Raw genomic sequence first — 6535 nt, forward strand, 5'->3', positions numbered from 1 at the left:
GTCTTTTGTCATAATAATTCTAGATTTCCTGTTATTTTGTCAATTTTTTCTGGATCATCCGGACCAATGGCACAACAAGTAATGGTTATTTTTCCACCAAATTCAGTTAATCCTTTATCTTCGATTAGGGAGCAGGGAATTCCGGCTTTCTTGGCCTCATTGTATGAATTAACAACATCAGATAAACCACCCTGTAATACTATTTTCACAAATGAATTATTAATCCACTGATAAATTGGTTGATCTTCATGTAATACAACTTCCTTATGAAGAGTTTTATAGATTCCATGTTCATAAATTTTATCCCAATCACGATTTCCATACTCCCCAAAAAATGCATCAAGTAATACAGCTAAAGAAGCGTGAGCTCCTTGAGCTATCATTTTTCCTTTCCTCATTTTAGGATCCGTATCGGTTCTCATTACTATGACTTGTTTAGGCTCTTTCATTTTCTCTTATAGTTCTTTCTTTTAATTCTTCGATTTTTTCTTTGAACATCCGGTTGAGTTCCATTAGATCATATTCTTCCAAAACATATGATAGTTTTGATATTATATCTTCCTTCAAATCCATCAATGCAGAAATTTGTGGTGTATGTTCTGGCCTGATTCCTATGGCCGTACACTCGAATCCAGTTTCATCAGAGATTTCCTTAATCCTATCCCGGTTAGGACCTACATTAAAGGCTCTTATACACTTAGTCCTGTCAAGATATTTTACCTTGACCCATCTTTCTTCTCCTATTGGAAAAAGACTATCTAAAAAATCATTATGATCTGAGCTGTCCATTTTTTTCTCTTTTAAATACGTAATATTCTGAATTATCTGAGGTCCAGAAATTTTCATACTTAATAACAGTATGACTAATTAATTCCCAGCCAGCTTCTCCAAGAAAATCTAATTCACTTTCTGATAATCTATGCGTTACCCGCTTATATTCCCATTGTTTCATAATCTATAATTTAGTCTAAAAATATCCAACGAAAAAGTAAAAATACTAAAACTAGGGTTACCCATGGAAATCCGTCATCATCATCGTCATCTTCTTCATCATCTTCATGATCGCCAACAACCACTTTTCCATCACTTTTTTGAACGACTTCTCCTTCTGTATTAATAACTCTAGGCTTAATCGTTTGGTTCTCTGCCAGCTTGATAGGAAATACATCCCCATAATCATCTTTATAATAGATCAGATTTTCAGAATTTTTGTTTACCACAAAGTAAGTCCCTGTATAGTGATCCATTGCTTCTTTAATATCGGATTTATTTTCCAAACGGACTAAATTGCCTTCAAATAATCCTGCAATTGCTAACTGACCATATTCATCTTTTTGGATAATATAATGAGTCAAACTATCAGAAACAAGAAACTTAGAATTGGATTCATGCTTATATGATACTGCCTGAGCATCAATCAGTATTTCCTGGTTTGTTTTTTCCGCCATTAATGGAAGAACCATTACTATGGCAATTAAGACTATAAATATCCTTTTCATTCTTCAAATGTATTTGTTCCTTCAATAAGGGATTGAACATAATCTTTTTCTTTTTCCTCTTCATCCGTTGGTTTAGAAGCTGGGGGTTTAGCCCAATTACCATCGGTATCCTTTTTGATATTTGATGGAATTCCAATGGTTACTTCCTGAACGCTCCATGTCAAAATATCTGAAAGCGAGTTGCTTCCCATATTTCCTCCTGACCAGCTGAATTTAACAAATGGAATATCTGAGGCCTCCTCGAAAATTATTCTACCGATATCAAATGAGCCCAAAACCCATTTTCCATCAAGTGGAATAAACATTGTCATGAGCCCTCCTTCAGTTTGAAAGTAATTATCAGTACCGGGTATTAATCCCAAATAATGAGTTCCCATAAGAATTTGTCCTATTTCAGACATTTCGTTTCTAGGTTTATCTGGATCTTCAATCCCGCATCCACACATACAACTATACATGGTAAGGGATATTACGGTGATTAGTGCTAAAATTGTTTTTTTCATTTTTATATTGTTAAAATTGTTTTCCCTTGTTTTCTGTGTGAAAAACTTATATGTCCATTCCCTTTAGTCCATAATATTTCTCCTGCCCCGATCCCCATAGCTTTCATTGGGTTGCCATTTCTGAAAAACCCATTCAGGATCTTTCCTTCCATTGTCTCTCTTTTCTGTGTATCCTCGTGGAGTTCAGAAAGTCTTGTAAAATCGTTCTTTGGCTGGTGCCCCAATCCTGTATCCCTTGAGGTATACATATGAACTAGTGTTCCCCCCTCAGCCCTAGTATTTTTGTCACCAGCATAATGCGAATTCCTGGGAAACCATCGCCAGTGATTTATTATTTCTCTATCATCTGACGAACTAAATCTAGTTTTTATCATCATTGATCGGATCGCTTCAAATATTCTTTTGCCTGAAGTCATTCCTTCGACATAGCCGGAGGACGATGATTTAATAACGTATAAATCCTCGATCAACACCCCGCTAAGAATATTTCCCTTATTATGGGCTTCTTCCATCTCATCAATATTATCCTCAGTAATGAGGTAAAATTTATCTTCAAATTCCCAAGACATATTTTGCTGTTTCTATTTCTTTTTTATCACCAGTATGTTTTCCTTCAGAGTCGGAGAGCTTAATAGTTGGGGTCCAATCTCTTCCTTCTGGTTTAGCAGATGTGATTTTGATCACTATATTAAGAGGGGTAACACCAACATCATTTGAGAAGTTGGTCCCAATACCAAATGAACATTTTATTTTTCCTCTACAATAATCTTTTATTTCTACGTCTCGCTCTGGATTTTGTCCATCAGAAAAGACTATCACTTTACTCTTCGGGTCAATCCTTAGCTTCTCATAATGTGCTATCACCTTATCAGTAAACTCTAGAGGATCTCCAGAATCATGTCTAACCCCGTCGTATAGCTTAGCAAATTTTGTATCAAATGATTCAAAGAATGCTTCGGTCGTGAATGTATCTGATAGTGCAATACCTAAATCTCCGCGGAATACATCGGACCAATTTTCCATAGCCAATTTGTTGGCCATTTTATATCCATATTTTGCTGCATGAAACATAAACCATTCATGAGCATGAGTTCCTATAGGAGTTAAATCATACTGGTGAGCAAAGTGAACATTGGAAGTTCCCACAAAGTTATCATTGTGTAAGACCCAGTTTTTAAAGCCGCTAACGACCCTCTTCTGTTCGTCATAGGAAAACCTTCTACGGGTGCCGAAGTCTGCGTAGTGGACTCCATTCATGCGAAATAGCTGAGCTTTTTCACCTATCGGAACTACCTTTGTTCTTCCCTCCATCACATCTAATGCCTTTCCAGTCATTAGAAAATAGAGTTCTGAAATAAGAGCCATAAGAGGGACTTCCCAAAGAATGGTTCTATACCAGTATCCTTCTATGGAAACCTGTAAATCCCCTCCTTTCTGAATGATCCCAATCTCTGATGCATCATATCGATACCCCTGGAGAAAATCCAAATATGTTGGGTCCAAAAAGTAGCACCAAGATTCCATCCATTTTCTTTCTGGTGCTGTCATATAAAGGCTTTCCATATTTTTTACTTCCTGACGAAGTCTTTCTGCAAATCCTTCGGGGAATTCGGTTTTACCTCGATTGATGAAATCATATCTTACTCTCGCACGAGGAAACTTCTTTATAACTGCCATTTGCATGGTGAGTTTATAAAGGTCTGTATCTAAGATGCTATTAATTATCATAATTTTCTTACTCTTTTGATTGCTCTTTTCAATTTCTTCTGGCGATACTTCTCAGCCTTATCTCCATCAAAGTGCCATTTAAGTTGATTCAACATATTTTCAACATCGCCAATCTCCTCATGGAGATTTTCCCAAGCTTCCATATGTTTCTTTTTAGAACCATCTTTAGTCCGGCGGAGCTTTATGACAGCTTGGAGAAGCTCCCCCATTTCTTCTATTGTCTGATCTAACTGTGATTCTACACCCAGTTTTTCGCCTATTTCTTTATAGACATCTTTATTCCATTCTTTCATATTAAAATATTAATGATCCTTCGTCATCCCACTGACAATAGAGTTTTCCGTTTTCACGGAGGATAACATATTTAAGATCTTCTGTGTTATTTTTACTCATGCAGTTATCGTCAATTGCTATAGACATTCCCTCATAAGAATAAACCATTGCTCCAAATGGAAGTCTATAAAGGGGCTTTCCATAACCTCCTCTATTAACAATAGTTCCATCAATAGGATCATCGGGGTCCAAAAATTCATTCCCTGTAATATATCCCTCGATTTCAAAAAACTTATCTTCATCACAAGAATTATTTTTTACCCATTTAGTTTGGGGGGATTCAATCCTAGGGTCTTCATCAGGATAGTATAATTTGCGAAGGGTAATTTGATTAGCCCCTAGATCATAACACTTTTTATAAAGCTGAAATGGCTTTATTTTATTATAGACATTGGTCATATTAAGGGAAAGGCGAAGATTAAATCCCTGTTTTTTAATAAATTGTGTTAATTCTATTAATGATTTTCTAAGGACTTCTGGTGTTCCGTTAATATCCCAATTATTATCAGAATCAAAAATATCTGAAACGGATAGAGAAACAGTATTAACCCCCAATCTTTTTAATAATGAAATATTTGGATAATATTTAGCTAGCCTCCCGTCATCATTCTCGAGGATAACGGATTCTTCTTGATTCGTTAACATAACTCCCGAAGTTTGGAGTTCCACATTTGGAAATGGGTGATGTTCCTTTTCCAAAACTAGAGCTAGCTTGGATAGAAAAGATGTATTCTGGAGAGCTTCTCCAGTTCCAGTAAGAATTAAGGTATTAACACCATTCATAGCAGCATACTTGATACGCTTTCGATATGAGATTTCATCAAAATGATCCTCATAAGGGGATTCATGCATGCTCGAAACACAAAATTTACAACTGTTTACGCATCCTTTTGTTGGGACTACTATTGAAATACTTTGTATATTCATATTAGCTTTCTAACATTAGATCAATTAATTTTTCCTCATCAGAATTATTCAAGATTTGCTTCCAATACTTAGGCATCTTCTTGAATACATGGACCATTTGTTTTTCTGAGAGATATCCCTTCTTTTGAAGTTGTTTAGCAAGGGAGGTAAGAAATTCGCCGTCAGAACCGGTAAACCCTACATTATTATGAACTCTAGTGGCTTCCCATTCTTTCTCCTCTTCAGTCTGAAATTCAAAGATTTTAAGGAGTGCACGCTTAGCCCATAGTGGATCTGAAGCTAATTTGTTCCGGATGAACTCTTTTTTATGGTTATTAGTTATCTTAAGCATATCTTTAATTAGATTTATAATGCTAATATAAGAAAACCTGCGTAAATACTACGATACTATGGGAGGTATTTTATTATTTTTCCCCATTTTTCCTTATTTCTTCCAGCTTTTTCTTTAGCCTTTCTGCTAACTCATAATCTTCTTCTGAAAGAGCGTTGTTTATTTTTTTCTTAATTTTTTCTTCATCATCTATAAAAAGCTCATCCCCTTCTTCCAAAAAATCTGGCTCAATATAATCTGCCCATCCGGTCTTGCAAGTTTCTATTGGGAGCTGGATAGTAAATTTATCCTTTCCTGTAAACAAAGAGGTCAGCATATCTGCTTCCTTTGATAAATAAACCGAAGCATTAGCAATCCCCATGAAGGTTAATTGTTTTCCAACAAAAGTAAAATCCTTTTCACCATCCTGGTAAATAATAGGTTTTATCCTAGTTATGGAATCTCCTTTTTGGAAATTATAGATAGTTTTTTCCTCTTGTTTCATGATAAAAGTTTATTTAGTTCGTCCCACATTTCTTGGAACCTACCGTCATATAGATTCTTTGTAAAAAATTCATGTTCGTCTCGGTACATGTTACTCATTGAAGATTTGCTTTCCGTAGAAAAAGTAGCATTAGCAAGACGATCACATAATTTTATAAATGTGCAATGCTTATATTCGGATATTTCTTTATAATATTTTTCGTTTGCTCTTTCTTTTCGGGTTCTCCCCTTTTCGTTAGTGCAACGGAAAGCATATTCTGCTATAACCTTATTGGTGGCCTTTTTAACATTATTGTAGGTTTCTCTGGCATCTTCAATGATATCATGAGTCCAGCAACCCCCGAGAACATCTGCTCTGTCCTCTTCTGGAATAAGATGGATATACTTATTTGCGAAGTCAACAACCATAGTTAAATGAAATGCATAGTTATGAATTGCATCATAGTTATGATTAACTTCGCGATGTCTACGGATAGCATAATCTTTTGCTACCTCATCTACGGATAAGTATTCTCTGTATTCCGGCATAATTTTTTTGTTTTATATCAAATATAAAAAAATTTATAGAATGTCTAATAGATCGAGTGAATTCATAATAAGAACCCCATTCTCTCCAAATTCTTTAAGAGTTGGTCCTAAATCATCGGAAATTCCTCTAGTCCCGTCCATTACCACTACAGTTTCAAATCCAAGATTTGCAGAATCGATTGCGGTGTCCTTAACACAATAAT

At 35.5% G+C, this 6535-nt stretch carries 12 protein-coding genes; all 12 read right to left on the bottom strand.

Features of this window, described 5'->3' with window-relative positions:
- Nucleotides 1-8: 8 nt before the first annotated feature.
- Nucleotides 9-449: a hypothetical protein gene (locus tag K9N40_12830; protein MCF7815352.1), complete on the bottom strand. Its 441-nt coding sequence runs from the start codon at nt 447-449 to the stop codon at nt 9-11.
- Nucleotides 436-846 (bottom strand): hypothetical protein, encoded by a 411-nt coding sequence (locus tag K9N40_12835; GenBank protein MCF7815353.1) that lies wholly within the window; start codon nt 844-846, stop codon nt 436-438. The genes K9N40_12830 and K9N40_12835 overlap by 14 nt, the downstream gene beginning before the upstream one ends.
- 116 nt (nt 847-962) lie before the next feature.
- The gene (locus K9N40_12840) at nt 963-1499 is read right to left on the bottom strand and encodes a hypothetical protein (GenBank protein ID MCF7815354.1); all 537 of its coding nucleotides are present in this window, start codon (nt 1497-1499) and stop codon (nt 963-965) included.
- Complete coding sequence (locus K9N40_12845) at nt 1496-2002, bottom strand: hypothetical protein (GenBank protein MCF7815355.1); 507 nt, start codon at nt 2000-2002, stop codon at nt 1496-1498. The genes K9N40_12840 and K9N40_12845 overlap by 4 nt, the downstream gene beginning before the upstream one ends.
- Before the next feature lie 2 nt (nt 2003-2004).
- On the bottom strand, nt 2005-2571 hold the full coding sequence (locus tag K9N40_12850; protein ID MCF7815356.1) for a hypothetical protein: 567 nt from the start codon (nt 2569-2571) through the stop codon (nt 2005-2007).
- The gene (gene pncB / locus K9N40_12855) at nt 2555-3730 is read right to left on the bottom strand and encodes a nicotinate phosphoribosyltransferase (protein ID MCF7815357.1); all 1176 of its coding nucleotides are present in this window, start codon (nt 3728-3730) and stop codon (nt 2555-2557) included. The genes K9N40_12850 and pncB overlap by 17 nt, the downstream gene beginning before the upstream one ends.
- Nucleotides 3727-4023, bottom strand: a complete 297-nt coding sequence (locus K9N40_12860) for a hypothetical protein (protein MCF7815358.1) — start codon at nt 4021-4023, stop codon at nt 3727-3729. Before K9N40_12860 ends, pncB begins: the two co-directional genes overlap by 4 nt.
- A gap of 1 nt (nt 4024) precedes the next feature.
- Nucleotides 4025-4990, bottom strand: coding sequence for a radical SAM protein (locus K9N40_12865; GenBank protein MCF7815359.1), 966 nt, complete (start codon nt 4988-4990; stop codon nt 4025-4027).
- Between the two features lies 1 nt (nt 4991).
- Nucleotides 4992-5321 carry a hypothetical protein gene (locus K9N40_12870; protein MCF7815360.1) on the bottom strand — a complete coding sequence of 110 codons (330 nt, stop codon included), beginning with the start codon at nt 5319-5321 and terminating at the stop codon, nt 4992-4994.
- Nucleotides 5322-5394: 73 nt separating this feature from the next.
- Nucleotides 5395-5805, bottom strand: a complete 411-nt coding sequence (locus K9N40_12875; protein MCF7815361.1) for a hypothetical protein — start codon at nt 5803-5805, stop codon at nt 5395-5397.
- A complete protein-coding gene (locus K9N40_12880; protein ID MCF7815362.1) occupies nt 5802-6332 on the bottom strand; it encodes a phosphohydrolase in 531 nt (176 codons plus the stop codon). The genes K9N40_12875 and K9N40_12880 overlap by 4 nt, the downstream gene beginning before the upstream one ends.
- Before the next feature lie 33 nt (nt 6333-6365).
- Nucleotides 6366-6535: isochorismatase family protein (locus K9N40_12885; GenBank protein MCF7815363.1), on the bottom strand; the 170-nt coding region annotated here is incomplete at its 5' end.

Source organism: Candidatus Cloacimonadota bacterium, assembly GCA_021734245.1.
Classification (GTDB): domain Bacteria; phylum Cloacimonadota; class Cloacimonadia; order Cloacimonadales; family TCS61; genus B137-G9.